Source organism: Alistipes indistinctus YIT 12060 (assembly GCF_025144995.1).
In the GTDB taxonomy this organism is placed as follows: domain Bacteria; phylum Bacteroidota; class Bacteroidia; order Bacteroidales; family Rikenellaceae; genus Alistipes_A; species Alistipes_A indistinctus.
Window position 1 is genome coordinate 2,830,351 of record NZ_CP102250.1, and the last position, 20,558, is coordinate 2,850,908.

19 protein-coding genes are annotated in these 20,558 nt (G+C 55.0%); 5 read left to right on the top strand and 14 right to left on the bottom strand.

What is annotated here, in order from left to right:
- Window positions 1–12: 12 nt before the first annotated feature.
- The 5 genes from htpG to NQ495_RS11670 all read right to left on the bottom strand — a co-directional run bounded on the left by htpG (window position 13) and on the right by NQ495_RS11670 (window position 5,664).
- Window positions 13–2,073 carry a molecular chaperone HtpG gene (gene htpG, locus NQ495_RS11650; protein ID WP_009135080.1) on the bottom strand — a complete coding sequence of 687 codons (2,061 nt, stop codon included), beginning with the start codon at window positions 2,071–2,073 and terminating at the stop codon, window positions 13–15.
- Window positions 2,074–2,257: 184 nt separating this feature from the next.
- Window positions 2,258–2,671 (bottom strand): acyl-CoA thioesterase, encoded by a 414-nt coding sequence (locus tag NQ495_RS11655; protein ID WP_009135079.1) that lies wholly within the window; start codon window positions 2,669–2,671, stop codon window positions 2,258–2,260.
- A gap of 4 nt (window positions 2,672–2,675) precedes the next feature.
- Window positions 2,676–4,148, bottom strand: coding sequence for an IMP dehydrogenase (gene guaB, locus NQ495_RS11660; RefSeq protein WP_009135078.1), 1,473 nt, complete (start codon window positions 4,146–4,148; stop codon window positions 2,676–2,678).
- 69 nt (window positions 4,149–4,217) lie between these two features.
- Entirely contained in the window at window positions 4,218–5,033 is an 816-nt protein-coding gene (locus tag NQ495_RS11665) for a hypothetical protein (RefSeq protein WP_009135077.1), read from the bottom strand.
- A gap of 4 nt (window positions 5,034–5,037) precedes the next feature.
- Window positions 5,038–5,664 carry a redox-sensing transcriptional repressor Rex gene (locus NQ495_RS11670; protein WP_009135076.1) on the bottom strand — a complete coding sequence of 209 codons (627 nt, stop codon included), beginning with the start codon at window positions 5,662–5,664 and terminating at the stop codon, window positions 5,038–5,040.
- Window positions 5,665–5,953: 289 nt separating this feature from the next.
- Here NQ495_RS11670 and NQ495_RS11675 point away from each other — a divergent pair, with 289 nt between their 5' ends.
- Window positions 5,954–6,634, top strand: coding sequence for an HAD family hydrolase (locus NQ495_RS11675; protein ID WP_009135075.1), 681 nt, complete (start codon window positions 5,954–5,956; stop codon window positions 6,632–6,634).
- 52 nt (window positions 6,635–6,686) lie between these two features.
- Here NQ495_RS11675 and ispF read toward each other — a convergent pair whose 3' ends face one another.
- Window positions 6,687–7,169, bottom strand: a complete 483-nt coding sequence (gene ispF / locus NQ495_RS11680; RefSeq protein WP_009135074.1) for a 2-C-methyl-D-erythritol 2,4-cyclodiphosphate synthase — start codon at window positions 7,167–7,169, stop codon at window positions 6,687–6,689.
- A 75-nt stretch (window positions 7,170–7,244) separates the two neighbouring features.
- Here ispF and NQ495_RS11685 point away from each other — a divergent pair, with 75 nt between their 5' ends.
- Window positions 7,245–8,699: an aminoacyl-histidine dipeptidase gene (locus NQ495_RS11685; protein WP_009135073.1), complete on the top strand. Its 1,455-nt coding sequence runs from the start codon at window positions 7,245–7,247 to the stop codon at window positions 8,697–8,699.
- A gap of 280 nt (window positions 8,700–8,979) precedes the next feature.
- Here the strand turns inward: NQ495_RS11685 and NQ495_RS11690 are convergent, their stop codons facing one another.
- The 8 genes from NQ495_RS11690 to NQ495_RS11725 form a co-directional block, all read right to left on the bottom strand.
- Window positions 8,980–9,546, bottom strand: coding sequence for an NUDIX hydrolase (locus tag NQ495_RS11690; protein WP_009135072.1), 567 nt, complete (start codon window positions 9,544–9,546; stop codon window positions 8,980–8,982).
- Between the two features lie 272 nt (window positions 9,547–9,818).
- Entirely contained in the window at window positions 9,819–11,918 is a 2,100-nt protein-coding gene (locus tag NQ495_RS11695) for a S46 family peptidase (protein WP_009135071.1), read from the bottom strand.
- 50 nt (window positions 11,919–11,968) lie between these two features.
- Window positions 11,969–12,565, bottom strand: a complete 597-nt coding sequence (locus NQ495_RS11700) for a Maf family nucleotide pyrophosphatase (RefSeq protein WP_009135070.1) — start codon at window positions 12,563–12,565, stop codon at window positions 11,969–11,971.
- 53 nt (window positions 12,566–12,618) lie between these two features.
- Window positions 12,619–13,611, bottom strand: a complete 993-nt coding sequence (locus NQ495_RS11705; RefSeq protein WP_009135069.1) for a hypothetical protein — start codon at window positions 13,609–13,611, stop codon at window positions 12,619–12,621.
- Window positions 13,612–13,635: 24 nt separating this feature from the next.
- Complete coding sequence (locus NQ495_RS11710; RefSeq protein ID WP_009135068.1) at window positions 13,636–14,259, bottom strand: fumarylacetoacetate hydrolase family protein; 624 nt, start codon at window positions 14,257–14,259, stop codon at window positions 13,636–13,638.
- 29 nt (window positions 14,260–14,288) lie between these two features.
- Entirely contained in the window at window positions 14,289–15,548 is a 1,260-nt protein-coding gene (lpxB, locus tag NQ495_RS11715; RefSeq protein WP_009135067.1) for a lipid-A-disaccharide synthase, read from the bottom strand.
- Window positions 15,549–15,777: 229 nt separating this feature from the next.
- Entirely contained in the window at window positions 15,778–16,464 is a 687-nt protein-coding gene (gene trmD, locus NQ495_RS11720; RefSeq protein WP_009135066.1) for a tRNA (guanosine(37)-N1)-methyltransferase TrmD, read from the bottom strand.
- A 4-nt stretch (window positions 16,465–16,468) separates the two neighbouring features.
- On the bottom strand, window positions 16,469–17,137 hold the full coding sequence (locus tag NQ495_RS11725; protein WP_009135065.1) for an MBL fold metallo-hydrolase: 669 nt from the start codon (window positions 17,135–17,137) through the stop codon (window positions 16,469–16,471).
- Between the two features lie 113 nt (window positions 17,138–17,250).
- On the opposite strand from NQ495_RS11725, the gene rlmD reads away from it, so the two are divergent.
- The 3 genes from rlmD to NQ495_RS11740 all read left to right on the top strand — a co-directional run bounded on the left by rlmD (window position 17,251) and on the right by NQ495_RS11740 (window position 20,420).
- On the top strand, window positions 17,251–18,660 hold the full coding sequence (rlmD, locus tag NQ495_RS11730) for a 23S rRNA (uracil(1939)-C(5))-methyltransferase RlmD (protein WP_009135064.1): 1,410 nt from the start codon (window positions 17,251–17,253) through the stop codon (window positions 18,658–18,660).
- A 59-nt stretch (window positions 18,661–18,719) separates the two neighbouring features.
- Entirely contained in the window at window positions 18,720–19,667 is a 948-nt protein-coding gene (locus tag NQ495_RS11735) for a M23 family metallopeptidase (protein ID WP_009135063.1), read from the top strand.
- 69 nt (window positions 19,668–19,736) lie between these two features.
- Complete coding sequence (locus NQ495_RS11740; protein ID WP_040294638.1) at window positions 19,737–20,420, top strand: SIMPL domain-containing protein; 684 nt, start codon at window positions 19,737–19,739, stop codon at window positions 20,418–20,420.
- The last annotated feature ends 138 nt before the right edge of the window (window positions 20,421–20,558 follow it).

Genomic DNA, 20,558 nt, shown 5'->3' on the forward strand with positions numbered 1-20,558 from the left:
GTTGCAGCACGATTATTTTTCGATCATCTCTACGCTGCGGCGGATGAACTTGTTGAGGCTTTCGCCTTTGAGCATGCCGCCCGCCAGTAGTGCGAGGTCGATCAACTGTCCGACCAACTTGTTGCCCCGGCCCAGCTCCTCGAGACGTGCGGTGCGCTCTTTACGCAGTTCGTCGAGTTTTTTGGAGAGTTCGGTGCGTTTGTCCTTCTCTGCCTGCGCGATCTCCTCCTCCTTCTTGTCCTTGAGCAGTTCGTTGAGGTTGTTTTCGTCGGTCGTAGCCGTATCGATCTTTTTATTGATGCCCTTGAGTTCATCGGCGCCGTAACCCTTCTCCACTTCATCGAGGATTTCAGCCACCAGCGGGTGGTTGCCGTTTACAACGACACTGTAACTGTCGGGCATTTGGCCGTAGAACGGCATTCCGCCGCCGCCCATGGCTGCCATATCTTTCATCCGGCGCATAAATTCGTTCTGCGTGATGACTACCGGCTGCTGTTTTTCGTCCAGCGGTTCGAAGACCACGTTGAAGTGCATTTTGTCATCCTTCGGAAGCTGTGCATCGAATACCGGACGCAGCAAATCCTGCTGTACGGTCGTAAGGGCCATCTTCCGTTTGGTCTCCTTCTCGATCAGTTTATCGATCACGTCCGCATCGACACGTGCGAAACGTGTTCCCTGGTTTTTGCTTTCGAACCAGCTGATGAAATGGTTATCCAATTGGCCGTCCATCTCCAGTACGTCGTAGCCGCGCTCCTGCGCTTCGGCGATAAAACTGTACTGAGCCTGCTTGTCCGTAGCATAGAGGTAGATTACATTGCCGTTCTTGTCGGTCTGGCCCTCTTTGACCAATGTGGCGTATTCGCTCAGCGTGAAATATTTCTGGTCGACATTTTTCAGCAGTACGAAATCCGTGGCTTTCTCTGCAAACTTCTCGTCGGTAATGATGCCGTACTCGATGAATATTTTGAGGCTGTCCCACTTGTTTTCGTAATCGGCGCGCTCCTGTTTGAATATTTCGTTGAGCCGGTCGGCCACTTTGCGGGTGATGTAGCTCGAAATTTTCTTCACATTCGAATCGCTCTGCAGATAACTGCGCGATACGTTCAGCGGGATATCCGGCGAGTCGATCACGCCGTGGAGCAGCGTCAGGAATTCCGGCACGATTCCCTCCACCGAATCGGTGACGAACACCTGGTTCGAGTAAAGCTGGATTTTGTTCTTCTGGATCTCGAAGTTGTTGCGGATTTTCGGGAAATAGAGGATACCCGTCAGGTTGAACGGGTAGTCGATGTTCAGGTGGATGTGGAACAGCGGCTCCTCGGCCATCGGGTAGAGTTTGCGGTAGAACTCCAGGTATTGTTCCGGAGTGATGTCGGCAGGTTTCTTCGTCCACAGCGGTTCGACGTCGTTAATGATGTCGTCTTTGTCCGTGTCGACATATTTGCCGTCTTTCCACTCCTTGATCTTGCCGAAGGCAATGGGAACGGGCAGGAAACTGCAATGCTTTTTCAGAATCTCGCGGATGCGGGCCGCGTCGTTGAATTCGAGGCTGTCTTCCGAGAGGTGCAGGATAATGTCCGTTCCGCGGTCACGTTGTTTTTTAGCCTCCTGCATCGTGTATTCGGGCGATCCGTCGCAGCTCCATTCCATCGTTTTGGAGTTTTCCTGGTAGGAGCGGGTGATGATTTCGACTTTGTCGGCCACCATGAATGCCGAATAGAACCCCAGTCCGAAGTGACCGATGATACTCTGGTTCTTGTATTTCTCGAGGAACTCTTCGGCGCCTGAGAAGGCGATCTGGTTGATGTATTTGTCGATCTCTTCGGCCGTCATGCCGATGCCGTGATCCGAGATGGTCAGGGTCTTCGCCTTTTCATCGAGTTTGACCATGATCGTCAGGTCGCCCAATTCGCCTTTGAACTCGCCGATCGAGGCGAGGGTTTTGAGTTTTTGCGTCGCATCGACCGCATTCGAGATCAGCTCGCGCAGGAAAATGTCGTGATCGGAATAGAGAAATTTTTTGATGATCGGAAAGATGTTTTCCGTTGTAACGCCTATTTTACCGTTCTGCATAGTTGTATGATTGATAGATTTTGTCGTACTGTTTGGCGAGAACGATACGAACAAAAGATATGCCACCCCGGCCGGCCTGACATTTTGACAGAAAAACGGCGGACGGTGAACCAACAAGCCTGTCAGTCCACCGTCCGTATGGGGGATTAGTTATTGCGGAAATCTATCGGAATCGTTATTCCGGTTAGTGTTCCGGAAAGTAGGGTTTCAACAATTCGAGGAAGTATTTCGGTGCGCGGCATGCCCGGCGCGTGGTGCTGTTCATAAACGCCAGTGTGACCGAGCCGGTGTTGATCAGTTCTCCGTTTTCGCGGAAAATCTCGTAGTCGAAGCGCATTTTGACCCGCGGCGGTTCGGCCAGCGTAACCCGTACGGTCAGCAGATCGTCGTCATAGGCCGGAGTGATGTAGTGCGACTGGACGTCCAGCACGGGCAGCATCACGCCTTCGCGCTCCATCTCCTGGTAGGTCGTGCCGAACTCGCGAAGCATTTCGGTACGTGCCGTTTCGTAATAACGGACGTAATTCGAATGGTGCACGATGCCCATGCAGTCGGTCTCGTAATAACGGACCCGGATCGGTATGTCGCGTGTAATCATACGTTTACTCCCCGCGGCTATAGTTCGGAGCCTCGCGCGTGATCGTTACGTCGTGCGGATGGCTCTCCTGCATACCAGAATTCGTGATTCGGACGAAACGTGCTTTTTTCAACGCCTCGACGTCTTTGGCTCCGCAGTAGCCCATACCGGCTCGCAGGCCGCCGATCATCTGGTAGATCACCTCTTTGAGCGAGCCTTTGTACGGTACACGCGCGGCGATTCCTTCCGGAACGAGCTTCTTGATATCGTCTTCCATATCCTGGAAATAACGGTCTTTCGAGCCGTGCTGCATTGCTTCAAGTGAACCCATGCCCCGGTAAGTCTTGAATTTACGACCGTTGTAGATGATCGTCTCTCCGGGGGATTCCTCTACACCGGCGAACAGCGAACCGGCCATTACCGAATCCGCTCCGGCGGCGAGGGCTTTCACGATATCGCCCGAATAGCGGAGACCGCCGTCGGCGATCACCGGAACATCTTTGCCTTCGAGCGCGTGCGCAACTTCGTAGATGGCCGACAGCTGCGGCATGCCGATACCGGCGATGATGCGCGTCGTACAGATGGAACCGGGGCCGATACCGACCTTCACGCCGTCCGCGCCCGCTTCGACGAGCATTTTGGCTGCTTCGGCCGTGGCGATGTTGCCTACTACGACATCCAGGTCGGGATATTTCGCTTTCACTTTTTTCAGCATGTTCGCCACATGGATCGAATGGCCGTGCGCGGTGTCGATCACGATAGCGTCCACATTGGCCTCATAGAGCGCGGCCACGCGTTCCATCGTGTCATGCGTCACGCCGACCCCGGCGGCTACCCGCAGGCGGCCTTTAGCGTCTTTGCAGGCGTTCGGGTTGGCCTGTACTTTGGTGATGTCTTTGTACGTCAGCAGGCCGATCAGCCGCCCTTTGTCATCCACCACGGGCAGCTTCTCGATTTTGTTTTGCAACAGGATATCCGAAGCGTTTTTCAGGTCGGGATTGTGCGTGGTGATCAGTTTGTCCTTGGTCATCACATCGTCGATCGGGCGCTTCATGTCGCGCTGGAACCGCAGGTCGCGGTTCGTTACGATGCCGATCAGCGTATTGTCCGAGGTGACCACGGGAATTCCGCCGATGTGGTTCTCTTTCATCAGCTGCAACGCATCGCCTACCGTATTGTCTTTGCCGATGGTGATCGGGTCGTAGATCATACCGTTCTCGGCGCGCTTCACCTTGCGCACCTGGGCGGCTTGGTTGGCGATCGTCATATTTTTGTGGATTACGCCGATTCCTCCTTCGCGGGCGATAGCGATGGCCATGTCGGCTTCCGTCACGGTATCCATGGCTGCCGAAACGATCGGCGTGTTGATGGGCACGTTGCGTGAGAATCGCGAGGTAATGCTGACTTCGCGGGGAAGCACTTCCGAATAAGCCGGGATCAACAGGACGTCATCGAATGTGAGTCCTTCGGTCTGAATTTTATCTGCAATGAACGACATGGTAGGAGGGTTTAAATTTGGGCAAAAGTACAAAAAATCTTGCAATTTTACACACCCGCCGGTCGCTTTTTACTGAAATTCGGCCCGTACCTCCGCATGTTGCCACGGGGCGCCGGATAGGGCCTTGCAGAGACAGTCCTGCCCAGGTTGGATTGTTACCGGAGGTTTCTCTCTGATTTCTATGATCGCCGGAATGGACGCAAAGTCGCCGGGTTCAGGGAGTACACGCCGCAGTGAAACCTGGTATTCGCCCGGTGGCGGCAGGAGTTTCAGCGGTTCGACCCCCTCGAGAGCGCCTTGCGGGGAAAGGGTGCCGCTGATCCGGTAGGGGGAACCCAGGTAACGGGCGGCCTCTTCCAGCCGTCCTGCGGAGACCAGTTCCCGGATTACGGTCGAACTCACTTTCCTGTCGTCGACCCGTTGCTGGGGCATTTTTTCGAGCCGGAACCCGAATTTGTGCGCCAGGCGTTCCAACGATCCGGGATCGCCCTGCTGGTTATGTCCGAGGTGGTGATTGTATCCGACCGCCAGTGTGTCGAGGTGCAACGTCTCGACCAGGTAGTCGCGAATGAATTCCTCGGCTCCCAGCCTGCTGAAACTTTCGGTGAAGGGCGCGACGATTACGTTGTCGATGCCGGCCTGTTCGAGCAGTTCCAGTTTTTCTGGCAGCGTGGTAAGCAACCGCAATCCTTCTCCCCGGCCGAGTACGAGGCGCGGGTGGGGATGGAAAGTCACCACGACGCTTTCTCCTTTCCGTGCACGGGCCAGTGCTTCCAGGTGCGACAGTATCTCGCGGTGGCCGCGGTGCACACCGTCATAGGAGCCGATCGTTACGACCGGCCGCGGAATGTATGCCGTATGTTCAAATCCGTTGAAAACGCGCATCTTGTCAACTCTCCTCAGCCTCTTTTACGAAATAAGCCACCTTTTCGAGCAATGTGGTGATGTCGTAATTCTCGACGAAGATTCCGCGAGGGAAATTCAGCGGCATCGAGGTGAAATTGAGTACGCCTTTGATGCCGGCATTGATGATCGGGACGACCAATTCCGAAGCGACGGCCGTCGGGGGCGAGAGGATTACGATTTTGATGTCGAGCTGCTCGACCGTCTCTTCGAAACGCTCCATCGGATAGCAGGGGATGTGGTCGATTTCGTGCCCCGCTTTCTGCGGGTCGACGTCGAATGCCGCGATAATCCGCAGTTTCGACCGTCGTCCGTTGAAATATTTGGTCAGCGCCTGCCCCAGGTGCCCCATGCCGATCACGCCGATATTCACGACGCTACGGTTGTCGAGGATACCGCTGATGAAATCGATCAGCACTTCGACGTCGTATCCCTTTTTCGTGTCGCTCGAGAAGCCGATCAGCATCAGGTCGCGGCGGACTTGCACGGCTGTAATGCCGTGGATGCCGGCCAGCACATGCGAGAAGATATGCGTGATACCCTGCTCATGGCAGGAGAGCAGGGTGCGGCGGTATTCGCTGAGCCGCTCGATGGTTTTTTCGGGTATGTTCATGTTGGCCTCCTGTTTGCAGTCTGCGTTTGCCTGTGCGGTCTGTGTTTATTCCTGTGGAAACCGCATGTGCGGGGTATTGGTGCAAAGATAGAATTTTTTGCCGTTCGTCCGGTTTGTTGCCGGTCATCTTCCCGGCGCACGGGACAATCCTGTTTTTTGTCCTTGTTTTCGCTTTGTCCGGCTCGAAAATTATGACTCATCCGTGTTGTGCCCCGGTGGATTGTCTCCGTGGATGCCCGGTGTCGGTGAAAAAAGTTATCTTTGCAACGCTTATTTAAATTAGGAAAAGATGATTAAAGGGGTGATTTTTGATATGGATGGGGTGCTGGTCGACAACCGTGACGCCCACATCGAAGCATTTACGAGACTGTTCAAAAAGTACGGAGTGCCGTTCGACCGTGAAAAATTCATGCCCAGTTTCGGCATGACCAACGACATGATCTTTGCCCGGCAGGCGCCCGAACTGCTCGAACGGTATCCGCTCGAACAGCTTTCACTCGAAAAAGAGGCGCTGTACCGCAGCATTTTCGAAGAGTCGATCGCGCCGACGCGCGGATTGGTCGATTTCCTCAAAAGCCTCAAAGAGCATGGAATCAAAATCGCGGTAGGTTCGTCGGGCAATACGAACAATGTCAATTTCGTATTGTCCCGTTGTCATATTGCGGAGTACTTCGATGCGATTGCCAACGGCGATATGATTTCGCACGGAAAACCCGATCCGGAAGTTTACCTGTTGGCTGCGAAATTGTTGGGATTAAAGCCCGAAGAGTGCGTCGTAATCGAGGATGCTCCCGTCGGTATCGAGGCGGCACGCCGGGCCGGAATGGCTGCCGTGGCGTTGGCCACTACTTTTTCGCGAGACCGGATTCCCGATTACGATATCCTGGTCGACGATTTCACACAGCTTGGCTATGAACAGGTGATGCATTTGCCTGCATTTGCCGACCGGCCTGTACAGGTCGAAAACTGATGCCGGACGGAGAATGTCCGGAAAAGAGCCGCAGAGATATCTGCGGCTCTTTTTATTCTTTGTAGATCAACGCCACGGCATGCGCCTCCACGCCTTCCTGCCGTCCGACGAAACCGAGCTTTTCGGTGGTCGTCGCTTTGACCGATACCTCTTCGGCGGCTATGCCCATCGCTGCGGCCAGTGTGCGGCGCATCGCTTCGATGTGCGGTTTTACCTTCGGGCGTTGCAGGCAGAGCGTACAGTCCACATTGCCGATGCGGTATCCTTTTGCGGAAAGCAGCTCGACTGTGCGCCGCAACAGAATTTTGCTGTCGATTCCCTTGAAATCGTCCGATGTGTCGGGAAAATGCAGGCCGATATCGCCGAGCGCTGCTGCGCCTAGCAAGGCGTCGCACAGCGCATGGATCACCACGTCACCGTCCGAATGGGCGATGCAACCCGCTTCATGCTCGATTTTTATTCCGCCGAGCCACAGTTCTAACCCCGGTGCCAAAGCATGGACATCATACCCGTGTCCGATCCTGAAATTTCCCATAACCGTCGTTTTGTATGCAAAGTAACGAAATAATGGCTAATTTTACGTCACCTCAAAACTCTTAAAACAGATTCCATGTCAGAAATAACCAACTTGTCGCCCCGTTTGGTGTGGCAGTACTTCGATGAAATTACGCGGGTGCCGCGTCCTTCGAAAAAAGAGGGGAAGATCAGAGCCTTTTTGATCGATTTTGCGAAAAAGCACCATCTCGATTACCGGCAGGACGCTGCAGGCAACATCGTGATCCTGAAACCCGCCACGCCGGGCTGCGAGAAGAGTCCCGTCGTGATCCTGCAAAGCCACATGGATATGGTGTGCGAAAAGAACAGCGATGTAACGTTCGATTTTGACAACGATCCGATCCGGACGCGTATCGACGGCGAGTGGGTGCGCGCCGAGGGGACGACGCTCGGAGCCGACTGCGGTATCGGCATGGCTGCCGCGATGGCGATGCTCACAGCCGACAAGGTCGAACACGGCCCGATTGAAGCGCTGTTCACCGTCGACGAGGAGACCGGTCTGACCGGTGCTTTCGGTCTCGGTGAGGGGATGCTGACCGGTAAATACCTGATTAACCTCGATTCGGAAGACGAGGGAGAAATATTTATCGGTTGTGCCGGAGGGATCGACACGTTGGCGACTATCCTTTATACCCCCGAACCTGCGCCGGCGGGACTGGTCTGGTTCCGAATCGCGCTGTCCGGTCTTAAAGGCGGGCATTCGGGCGATGATATAGATAAAGGGAGAGGAAATTCGAACAAGTTGCTGAACCGTTTCCTGCGTTACGGAACGCGGGAGTTCGGATTGCGTCTGGCGCAATTCGACGGCGGTAACCTGCGTAATGCGATTCCCCGCGAGGCATTTGCAATATTCGGGGTTTCGGCGGGGTGTGTCAAGCCGATGTTGGAGCGGTTTGAAACGTATAAAGCGGAAATAACCGCAGAATTCCAGATGACGGAATCGTCGTTGGAGGTTACGCTGGCCGAAGAACCGGCCCCTGCACAGGTGGTTGACGAGGTGACGCAGCGTCGCCTCGTCAATGCCGTTTGCGGTGTTCCGAACGGTGTGCTGGCGATGAGTTCTGCGATGCCGGGACTTGTCGAAACCTCGACGAACCTGGCATCTGTAAAATTTCCGGAACCGGGGCGGATCGTTGTGACCACCTCACAGCGTTCGTCGGTGGGAAGCGCCCGTGATGAGGCGGCTGCATCGGTCAGGGCCGTATTTGATCTGGCCGGTGCCCGGGTGATTCATTCGGACGGTTATCCGGGTTGGAACCCCAATCCCGGTTCCCGTTTATTGAAAGTGGCCGAGCAGACTTACGAACGCCTGTTCGGTCATGCGCCGAAAGTGCGTGCGATCCATGCCGGGTTGGAGTGCGGACTGTTCCTTGAAAAATACCCGCATCTGGAGATGGTTTCGTTCGGTCCCACGCTGCGCGGCGTTCATTCGCCCGACGAACGGCTCGAAATCCCTACGGTCGACAAGTTCTGGAAACTATTGGTCGGGGTGGTGGACGCTCTTCGATAACCTCGCTCCGAGGGTGGTGACACTCCTCCGATAGATTTTGGGACAATGTCCGATACGGATCCCGATCAATAAATACCCCTGTGTAGTCACAGGGGTATTTATTTGGCCGTCCCAAAACCTTTGTTAATTGCATATTTGGATCCGGTCTCGTTTCGCGGATGGTTTATTCTTTACGGTCGTTTTTTCGTAGTGCGGGTCGCGATTGGTTTGTGTGTTCCTAGTGTATTCAGTTGCTTCCCTCCATTGGAAGCGGGAAGCCGGAGCGGTATGGACCAAGCGATTACCACAGCTTGTTTTCCGCCATGTATTTCCACAGCGAGGCAGCGTGTAACGCTTGTTTGATGGCATCTTCGCGCAGCAAGGTTTTGACTTCGTCGAGGGAGAGCAAGTGTACGGTAAGATCTTCGGTCGGTTCGAGGTGCTGGGTCGAAACCGGTTCTACTCCGGTAGCCAGGAAGCAGTGGGTCAGGTTGTTCGTGGCACTGGGATTGGCCGAAAGCACCATGTATTCCTGCCACGTGCCGTTCCCGTAACCCGTCTCTTCCCACAGTTCCCGTTGGGCCGATTCCAACGGCGAGGAGTCTTCTTTTTCGCAGACGCCTGCGCACAGTTCAAAAGCGGTCAGGCCGAGCCCGTGCCGGTATTGACGTACGAAAACGAACTTCTGATCGGTCGTAACGGCCAGCACATTCACCCAATCCGGATATTCGAGGACATAGTATTCGGGGATCTCGTTGCCGTTAGGCAGTCTGAGACGGTCGCGTCGCACGGTCAGCCACGGACGGCGGAACAGGTATTCGCTGTCGGTGACTTGCCAGCCGCTTTTCTCTTTCTCGTCGTTTTGCATGGAGTATCTGTTTTTCTTGCTAAAGATAGTGCTTTTGGACAGTTTTCCCGTGGTAGTAGGGGATAAAACGGTTGGTTGATAAGGAAAAAACGATTCGATGGCGCGGAGACAGGGGATAACGGGACGAGTTATTGAAAAACGAATCGTTGAAATGCCACCGAGCGTGATAGGGCGATTGAAAACAGCCCTGTTTTACGTACAGGGCTGTTTTGATTTGTACAAATCTCCGGGATTGCAGAGTCCTGGATTCGTACAGTCGGAAATGTCGGGTATTATTTGGCGAAACGCATTTCGTCGAGCAGGTAACCTGCATTCCCGATGCGGTCGATCACGAAGAGCACGTAGCGGATGTCGACGATGATGTTGCGGCACTTGACGACATCGAATTCGTAATCGCTCATCGTGCTTTCCCACGTCCGGTCGAAGTTGATGCCGACCAGTTGTCCGCGGCCGTTCAGCACAGGACTGCCTGAATTGCCGCCCGTGGTGTGGTTCGTGGCCAGGAAACAGACCGGGACCGAACCGTCTACGTTCCAGCGTCCATACTCTTTCGTCCTGTACAGGTCGCGCAATCGCTGCGGAATGTTGTAGTCGTAAATATCCGGATTGTCCTTCTCCATAATGCCGTCGATCGTCGAGAACGGTTCGTAATAGACGGCGTCTACCGGACTGTAGCCCTCGACAGTCCCGTAAGCGACACGCAGCGTCAGGTTGGCGTCGGGAAAGAAGGTGCGGTCGGGCTGCATCTCCATCAACCCTTTCATGTAGAGGCGGTAGAGTGTGTTGATTTCGGTGTTGAGGCGCTTGTATGTCCCGTCTACTTTCGTATTGTAGAACGTGTTGAAAGCCTCGGCCAGCAACAGGGCCGGATCGTTTTGCAGTGCAGCGGCCTTTGTAGCCGAATCGGCCGAAGCGAGCGCCTTGTACTTTTCGATCGTCGAAAAGTTGCTCTGCTCGAACAGTTCGTCTACGTACCGGTCGACACCTCCCGCTTTTTGTACCGCTTCGAGGAAATAGGCGGGCGTCCATTCGGCCGGAACATTTTTGACGTATTCACCCAGAACGGCTTGGGTACTGAGCCGGTCGATCGTCTGTGAATAGTTTTTGAAAAAGCCGTCGCCTGCTTTTTCCGCGTCGGGTTTGAATATTCCTTTAGCCGCGTTTTGTGCGAACTGGGTCATTTCGATGGCCTGGTAAGCTTCCTGGTAGTAATCGCGGGCAAAGGCGTACGGAGCCAGTTCGGCGTAAAGCGCCCGGAGCTTCGGCAGCACGTCGCGGTAAAGCGGTTTGTCCGCCGCCCATGCGGTGAATTGCGCTTCGAAGGCCCGCTTCTTGTCGAGCGTGCCCAGGCGGGCCAGACCCTTGCTTTCGCCCTGCCATTTTTTCCATTGGTTCGATACCCGCGCATTTTTAGCGGCGTAGGCGATGCGGGTTGCCGGATCCTTGGCCTGCTCTGCATTCATGATCTCGAGGCGCATCGTGCGCATTTTGATTTTGGCCGGGTTGCCGCGGTTGACCGCATAGTCGATCGCGTCCGAAACGACGTACTGCATCGTGCGTCCCGGATTGCCGTAGACCATCGTGAAATCTCCCTCTTTGAGCCCTGCGGTCGAAATCGTGAACGAACGGCGCGGACGGTAGGGGACGTTGTCTTTGGAATAGTCCGCCGGGTTGTTGTTTTTGTCGGCATAGATGCGAAACATCGAAAAGTCGCCGGTATGGCGGGGCCACATCCAGTTGTCGGTATCGCCGCCGAATTTACCGATTGCCGAGGGCGGGGCGGCCACGAGCCGTACGTCGCGGAACTTTTCATAAACGAACAGGAAGTACTGGTTCCCGTAATAGAACGGTTCGACGGCAGCTTCGTAATGCGTGCCTGCGGTGGCTTTTGCAATCACGTCTGCGGCGTTGGCCTTGACCATAGAATCGCGTTCGGCCTGCGGCATTTCATCGCCGACCCCTTTCAATGCACGGTCGGTCACATCTTCCATGCGGATCAGGAACGACACGGTCAGCCCCGGATTCGGCAACTCTTCGGAGCGGTTCATCGCCCAGAAGCCGTTGGTCAGGTAGTCGTGCTCCACGCTGCTGTGCGAACCGATGAAGTAGTATCCGCAGTGGTGGTTCGTGAGGAAAAGGCCCTCGTCGGAGATCACCTCGCCTGTGCAACCGCTTCCGAAGAGCAGGACTGCGTCCTTGAGCGATGAACGGTTGATGCTGTAAATGTCTTCGGCGGTCAGTTTAAAACCTTTGGCTTTCATGTCTTTGATGCGGCTCTGGATCAGGGCGGGCACCCACATGCCTTCGTCGGCCAGCGCCGGAACGCCTTTCAGGCAGAACAGGGCGAGGATAAGTAGTACGATTTTTTTCATGTTGGAAGTAAAGTATAACGAATGAATTTGAATTGGTGCGTATGCCGGTCTCAGGCTTCGATAAAACGTTCCAGTTCCCCGTACAGCTTCTGGACCGGCAGTCCCATTACATTGTAAAAGGAGCCTTCTATGCGCCGGATCGCCACATAGCCGATCCACTCCTGAATGCCGTAGGCTCCCGCTTTGTCATACGGGCGGTAGGTCTCCAGGTAGTAGTCGATCTGTTCGTCACTGAGTGCGTCGAAACAGACGTCGGTCTGCGAGTCGAATGTCCGGCGTTTGTCGCGGCTGCGCAGCGTGACGCCGGTAATGACCCGGTGCGTCCGTCCGCTGAGGCTCCTGAGCGTGGCGACGGCGTCGGCGTGGTCCCTGGGTTTGCCGATGATACGGTCATCGAGGATCACGACCGTATCGGCGGTGATCAGGATGTCGTGCGGTCCGAGCGGAACGGGGTAGGCATCGGATTTGAGCCCGGAGAGATAGAGCGGCACCTCGGCAGCGGGCAGCGTTGCGGGGTAGCACTCTTCGACTTCGTATTTGTCGGCGGGCAGGTATGCGAGGCCGCAGTCCCGGAGCAGTTGCTGCCTGCGCGGCGAATGGCTCGCGAGGATCAGCCGGTAGGATTTGAGTTTTTTGTGAAGCAGCATATACGGGTTGTTGGATGCGTATGAACTAGCCGCCTTCGCGGTTGGGGCGTTATTCAATAGATAGAGGGTAGTTGCCTTGTTTTCAGCATGTCGTTCTGGAACTTTCTGTATTTCTTCACGTTTCCTGTGTTCAGCGTCATTCCCGAAACGGTAACCTCATAGGTTCTTTGCGTGCTGTCCGTAATGACGGCGTGCACTTGTTCGGGATAGTACTGCTGTCGGGAGGTCGACAATGCGTAGTTTGCGTCTATCTCGAGCGACGAACCGTTCGGATTCAAAATGAAAACGGATGCCCGCCGGACGAATTGCGTGGCAGGGTCAATATAGAGGCGGATTTGCCGGTTGTCCGCCCCCCTGAGATAAGGACGGACAATTGAATAGGTTTTCTGCCTGTCCGACGATTCTCCGTCGTAGTAGATACGGACTTTTTTGTTCATATATGCGCGGGGATGTACGAAAGCCGCGTAGATCGACTCCTGAATGGCCTTGAAGGTGCTCTTTTCTCCCGGGGCACTTGTAAATGTGGGGGAGAAGCGCCCTATTCCAACCATTTGCGGCCTGCGATCCGTACTTGGGATGTAAATGAGTGTCAAGCGCCCGTCGTATACTTTTGCCGCAGGAATTTCCGTAATTTCCGATATGGAGAGAGTCCCGGTCAGTTCTTCGTACCAGTTGACACACGGTACAAACCGTGCGATTTTGCTCAGGTCTTTCTGTGGTTGCCGCATCGTGACCGTCACCTCGTCGAGCATGGCAGGCATCAGCGTGACATCGTAGCGATCACTGCCGTCGTAGACGACCGATTGTCCGCTCGTCCCGATATACCGGAAACTGACCGTATCGCCCCGTTGCAGTGAATCGGCGCTGATGGAGAACAGCCCCAGCGTATCGGTCGAACCGACCGCTTTTTGATTGATAAATACATAGGTATAGGCCATTGGTGTATTGTCGGTGGTCACCCTGAATTGTACGTTTTGTGCGAACGATAGGCTTGCCGGGAAGAACGTTTCCGCAAGGCAAAAACAAAAAACGATGGCTTTTTGCATGATATAGGGTTTAGGTTCCGATTTTTAGTGAATGTCGAAATCGAGCAGCGTATATCCCTCGAGCGAAGCGGTGAGCCGGTCGCCGGGTTGGACCGGCCCTACGCCGACTGGCGTCCCGGTGTAGATCAGATCGCCCATTTTCAGTGTGATGAAGCGCGATACGTAGGCGATGATGCGGTCGACGGGGAATAGCATATCGCCCGTAAAACCCAGCTGGCGCGTTTCTCCGTTGAGTTTCATCTCGAAATGCAGGTTTTGGACATTCCCGCCCAGTTCTGCCAGTGGAATGAAGCTGGGGGAGAGCGCCGCCGAATGGTCGAACGCTTTGGCTATTTCCCACGGCAGTCCTTTGGCGATGCAGGTGCGTTGCAGGTCGCGTGCGGTGAAATCGATGCCCAGTCCCACTTCGGAGTAATAGCGCGGGGCAAAACGTTCGCCGATCGCACGGCCCACGCGGTTGATCTTGACGACCAGTTCCGTTTCGTAATGTACTTCCCGGCTGAAATCGGGCACGTAGAAAGGGTCGTTGTTGCGCAATAACGCCGTGTCGGGCTTCAGGAAGAATTGCGGGGCGTCGGGCAGCTCCCGCGTGTGGTCGAGCTCCACGACATGCTCGGCGTAGTTGCGTCCGATGCAGATGATTTTCATTGCCTTTCCGGTTTCGGTATTTGCTTCTTTTATTTTGATGCGGGGCTGTCGGGTGATGTGGAAGTGCCGGTGGCGCCGGACGGATCCTGTGCCGCCGACAGTACACGGGATGCTCCGTTGTTTGCCGTGTGAGCCGATTTTTCTCCGCGCTTTTCGTTCAGGTCTTTGTGCAGCAACTCCACCATACGCGCTGCAAAACGGTCGGACGGATTTTTTTGTCCGATCAGCCGTTGCAATTCAGCATAGTCGGCGAGCATTTTTTCGTGTTTCGCGCCGCCCGGCAGGATCGCTGACAGTTCTTCGGTCGCATTTTTCATGGTCATGTGGTGTTGCAGCAGTTCGCGCACCGCTTCGCGCCGCAGCACGAGGTTCACCAGCGACACGTAGGGTATTTTCAGAAAAGCCTTGCCGATCAGCATCGAGGCCCAGTCGCGGCGGTAGCAGACGATTTGCGGAATGCCCAGCAACGCGGTTTCAAGCGTCGCGGTTCCCGAGGTGACTACTGCCGCGTCGCTCACGGAGAGCAGTTCGTAGGTCTTGTCGCACACGTAGCGTACGTCGCTGCCATCGAGATAGGGGGTATACACCTGCTTATCGAGCCAGGATACCCCGGCCACGACGAACTGGTATTGCGGGTACTGTTTCGACAGTTCGACCATGAACGGCAGGTTGTAACCGATTTCCGACCGGCGGCTTCCGGCCAGCAGTGCGATGACCGGACGGCCGTCGAGTCCGTTTTGGGCGGCAAATTCGTTGCGGGACAGCAGGCCCGTCCTGCGCTGGTCGATCGAATCGATCAGCGGATTGCCTTCGTAGACAGGGGCGATCTCTTTGCTGCGGAAATAGTCGATCTCGAACGGGAAGATGACGAACAGCCGGTCGACGTATTTGCGGATTTTCTTGACGCGCGACTCTTTCCATGCCCACACTTTCGGTGCGATATAGTAGTAGGTCGGGATGCCGTTTTCTTTGGCGAAGCGTGCGATGCGCAGGTTGAAGCCCGCATAGTCGATCAGGATCAGTACATCGGGCCGGAAAGCCGCGATGTCGGCTTTGCATTCGTCCATCTGGCGGAAGATCGTACGCAGGTGCAACAGCACCTCGGTAAAGCCCATGAACGAGGCTTTTTTATAATGCATGGCCAAGTTTTCAGCTCCTCCCGCCTCTGCCATTTTGTCTCCGCCCCAAAAGCGGAAGACGGCCCCCGAATCGGCTTTGCGGATGCCCCGGATCAGGTTCGACCCGTGCAGGTCGCCCGATGCCTCACCGGCGATCAGATAGTACCGCATATGTGTTGACAATTAAGTTGTTTCGTGTTTGGACTGCATCTGTTTAAAACGCCATATGTGGCGCGGGTAGCTTTCGGAAAGCGCTTTTCTCCGGTTCCCGGCCGTAGGTCGCATGCGTGTAGTTTCCCGGACGCAGGACGGAGCGTGTGGAAGGCATATACTCCTTACGTCCGGGTCAGTCCGGTATCTGCACCGGAGCTGTGATTGCCTCGGTCGCGACGGGGTGTGTTCAAACCGATTGCGGATCGAGCAGGTCGGGCCGAAGCCTTTCCGTGCGTTCGAAAGCCTGCTCCTCTTGCCATTTGGCGATCTCTTTCGGATTGCCCGACAGCAGGACATCCGGCACTTTCCAGCCGCGGAAGTCGGCCGGGCGCGTGTAGACCGGCGGAGCGAGCAGGTTGTCCTGGAAACTGTCCGTCAGTGCCGAAGCTTCGTCTCCGATCGCGCCCGGAATCACGCGTACCACGCTGTCGGCGATAATCGCCGCGGCCAGCTCGCCGCCAGTCAAGACGTAGTCGCCGATCGAGATTTCGAGCGTGATGAGATGTTCGCGCACCCGGTAATCTATCCCTTTGTAATGTCCGCACAGGATAACGATGTTTCCGAGCGTCGAGAGCCGGTTCGCTTCGTGCTGGTTGTATCGGATGCCGTCGGGGGAGGTATAGATCACCTCGTCGTAGGTGCGTTCCGACTGCAATTGTTCGATGCAGCGGAAGATCGGTTCGGGTTTCATCACCATGCCTGCTTCGCCGCCGAAAGGGTAGTCGTCCACCTGCCGGTACCGGTCGAACGTGTAGTCGCGCAGGTTGTGCACGGCGATTTCCACCAGCCCTTTCTGTTGTGCCCGCTTGAGGATCGATTCGTTCAGCGGCGATACGAGCAGTTCGGGAACGACGGTTATGATGTCTATTCGCATGGTTTTACTTGTAGTTGATCTCGTTGTTGAGCACTTCGGTGACGAACGGGTTGTAGAGCGTTTCGTGCCCGATGGTGCTTTCCATGCCGTGTCCGGGGTAGAAGCGTACCTCGTCCCCCAGCGGAATCAGTTTGTCGAGGATGCTGCGCATGATCCAGCTGTAATCGCCGCCCGGCAGGTCGGTCCGGCCGATGCTTTCGCGGAAAAGCGTGTCCCCGGTCAGCAGCAGTTTGTTTTCGGGATTGTACAGCGCGATATGTCCCGGGGTATGTCCCGGGGTTTCGATGATCCGGAACGTCGTGTTGCCGAATTTCAGCTCTTTTTGCCCTTCGAGGTCGATATCCACCGTCGGAACCTTGTCGACCTGGAAACCGTAGATCGCACCGTGCGTCGGAGCCGACTCGATCAGGAACTTGTCCTTGCCGTGTATTGCGAACGGAATGTGGTAGGTCTCCTTGACGTGGTTCACCCCGAGCATATGGTCTACGTGACCGTGCGTATTGACGGCCATAACCGGTTTCAGTCCGTTGTCGCTGATGTATTTCGACAGTGCGGCGTTCTCCTGTGCATTGTAGTTGCCCGCATCGACAATGATGCATTCGCCGGTCTCGTCCGATACGACGATCGTGTTCTCCTGGAACGGGTTGAACGGCAGTACTCCGATTTTTATCATATCTCGTGTGTGTTATTCGTTCGTTTGCATCCTCTTTTTGCGGCGAAGGCAGCAAGAGAATTTCATACAAAGATAGCTATTACTATCTTTGCCGGAAATAATACACAGGAAAAGTGGCAAGAAAAAAGGCAAATTACCCGCTTATCGAATCGTTGGAGATCGTTTCGGTGGCGGCTGAAGGGAAGGCGCTGGGACGCTATAACGACGTAGTGGTCTTCGTGCCGATGGCCGTGCCGGGCGACGTGGTCGACGTACAGGTCCGTAGCAAACGGCGCCGCTTCATGGAGGGGTATATCGTGCGTTTCGTCAAAAAATCGCCGATGCGGGTCGATCCCGTGTGTGAGCATTACGGCGTCTGCGGCGGCTGCAAATGGCAGCATTTGCCTTACGAGGAGCAGTTGCGTTTCAAACAGGAACAGGTGACGGACCAGCTCGCCCGCATCGGTAAGGTCGACCTGCCTGCGGTCAGTCCGATTATCGGCTCAGAAAAGACTTTTTTCTATCGTAACAAATTGGAATTCACCTTCTCCAGTAAACGCTGGCTGACCGACGAGGAGGTGGCTTCGGGCACCGAGTTTGCCGACAACGAAGCGCTGGGCTTCCATATTCCCAATATGTTCGACAAGGTGCTCGACATCCGCAAATGCTGGCTGCAGGCCGATCCGTCGAACCCGATCCGCATGGCTGTGCGCGAGTTCTGCATTGCCGGCGGCTATTCGTTTTACAAGCCCCGCGAGCACGCCGGGTTGATGCGCAACCTCATCGTGCGCACCTCTTCGACGGGCGAAGTGATGGTGATCGTCATCTTCGGCGGGGATGACCGCGAACGGATCGGGGCGCTGATGGAGCACCTGGCCCTCCGTTTCCCTGAGATTACCTCGCTGATGTACGTGGTCAACACGAAGTTCAACGACACGATCGGCGACCTGGATATCCAATGCTACAAGGGGCGCGATCACATCTTCGAGGAGATGGAGGGACTGCGTTTTAAGATCGGCCCCAAGTCGTTTTACCAGACCAATTCGGCGCAGGCGTACGAGCTGTACCGGGTGGCCCGCGAATTTGCGGAGTTGGGCGGCGGCGAGGTGGTGTACGACCTCTATACGGGGACCGGTACGATCGCCAATTTCGTCGCACGGCGCTGCCGCAAGGTGGTGGGCGTCGAGTACGTGCCCGAGGCGATCGAAGATGCGAAGGTCAATTCGGCGCTCAACGGCATCGATAATACTGTTTTTTATGCAGGGGATATGAAAGATGTGCTCAACGATCGGTTTATTGCCGAAAACGGCCGCCCCGACGTCGTGATCCTCGATCCGCCCCGAGCCGGTATCCACGAGGACGTCGCACGTACCGTACTCCGTGCTGCGCCGCAGCGGATCGTGTATGTAAGTTGTAATCCGGCTACGCAGGCGCGCGACATCGCCATTTTCGATGCCGATTACCGCGTGACACGCATCCAGCCCGTAGATATGTTTCCCCATACGCATCATGTTGAAAATGTGGTGCAATTGGTGCGCCGCTGATTTGCTTTTGTCGGGAAAACGAACTATATTTAAGAGTCTAACCCAATACCTGTTGAATCATGAGACTCTTAAAATGCGTGCTTGCGACGGGCCTGTGTTGGGGTTTGTCGGGTGCTTCCCAGGTTTATGCTCAACGTGCGGACGATCCGATCCAACTGACAGCCGATTTTAATGAAGCGGGAGATTTGGTCGTGAAAGCAGAGAAAAGACGGCTGGGTACCTATTCCGCGGCGATTGATTTTCAGAATGTCCAGAATTTGACGGTGCCTTCCCGTTACCGGGTGGCTATTCGTTCGAGTGGTCCGCTGATCGTGTTGAAAAGCAGGGGATACTCTCAAAGCACGCATTGCGGAAGGAAAAGCGTTTTCGTGTTGGGAGACCGAAGCGCCAAACCCGATACATCATTCATTTACCGGTTGCCGTTTAGCCCGGCGCGGGGAGCGACCGAAGTCCGGTTCGCACAAGAGGATAAATCTTTATTCTTCCATACCGCTCCCCCGAAAAATTGGGCTGCATTCTGTTTTTTCCTGAATCGGGGCGATACCGTTTATGCGATTCGCAAGGGGCTGGTGGTCGAAATTAAGGAGCAGGGCACCTCAGAAACAGGTAAGCCCGGAGTTGTCTATACTTCGGACCATAATTATGTGCAGGTGGAGCATGCGGACGGAACCATTGCCACGTATAACGTTCTCGAACCGGGATCTGTTTGCGTGAAATTGGGGGATACGGTGTATCCCGATACGCCGCTGGCGCTGGTCGGATCGTTCGACGGGACGCAATACAGGGTGGCTTTGACGCTTCACTACATTACGGACCGGATTTTTGCAAAGGGAAATGCTTACTCGTATGAGCATGCTTTTGAAAGTGTTTTTATCAATCCTGTTTTCGCCACTGCGGATGGCAACCGCATGCTGGTGTCGCAAAACCGTTATACGGCAGTTGTGGCACCGGAATTGATCACAAAAGAGATGACCAAGCGGGAGATGAAGGCGCGAACGGAAAAGTAAATGTCCGCCGCAACGTTTCCGCTTCGGGATGCATCTTATTAGAAACGACCAATTAATACCGATTGAATTATGAAAAAATTGATGATTGCCGCTGCCGCGCTTTTGCTGTCGGCACCCCTGTTCGCCCAGGAGAAGAATTTTATAGATCAACCTTACCTCGAAGTGAACGGCCGGGCCGAAATGGAAGTGGCGCCCGATGAAATTTACGTGCGTATTACGATCAACGAGCAGGATTCCAAAGGAAAGGTAACCGTACTCCAGCAGGAAAAGGATATGGTCCGCCGGCTGAAAGATCTGGGCATTGATGTGGAGAAAAAACTCGTCGTGCAGGATATGTCGAGCGACCTGTTCAAACGCAAGGACGTTTCCACTTCGAAGACCTACCAACTGGAGGTAAATTCGGCCACCCAGCTCGCGCACGTTTTCCAGGCGTTGCAGGCAGTCGGTATCTCCGATGCTTCGATCGAGCGTACCGACGTTTCGAATATGGACGAATTGCGCCAGCAGGTACGAGCTGCGGCAGCCAAAGCCGCCCAGCAGAATGCGCAGGTGCTTGCCTCCGCACTCGGACAAAAGGCCGGCAAGGCGCTTTTCGTACAGGATTACAGTTACAGCGCCCGCCCTTATGCCAATATCATGATGGCCAAGAGTGCCGTGATGGACATGGCGACAGAGGCAACGGCCGCTCCGACGCTCGAATTCGAGAAAATTAAGATCGAGCACTCGGTCATGGTGCGTTTTGTCCTCGAATAATTTTTTAACAGGGTGTTGCGGGAACGGTTTGTCCCAGGGCGATACGTCGCCGCAGCCAATCGATAGGAAAACCGGATCATTACATTAAAAATGATCCGGTTTTCCGCTGTTCTCTCAGTTCTCTCAGTTCTCTCAGTT